Source organism: Flavobacterium xizangense, from assembly GCF_054075145.1.
Genome location: NZ_JBSIPG010000339.1, coordinates 1 through 234 on the forward strand (window position 1 = coordinate 1; position 234 = coordinate 234).

Consider the following 234-nt stretch of genomic DNA (forward strand, 5'->3'; position numbering starts at 1 on the left):
CTTTGTAATTCAGCCCAAATTCTTGCAGTACCATACAGCCCCTTATTCTCGTGAAATATTGCCGTTATTTCTTTCTTTATCAATCCCTTTTGCCTTTGACTTGGATAGAGTAGTTTATCCCTCCACCTGTAATAGGCAAGCACACTTGTACCTAAAACTTTACACATTTTATACAGTGCATATTTATCTAAATTGTCTTCAATGAAATGAAAAACCATTGGTTTTCCTTCAAGG

The 234-nt window shown here is 35.5% G+C and carries 1 pseudogene; it reads right to left on the reverse strand.

Going from position 1 to position 234, the window contains the following annotated elements:
• Positions 1-234: pseudogene (locus ACWA1B_RS23685) on the reverse strand (IS3 family transposase); the annotation flags it as partial.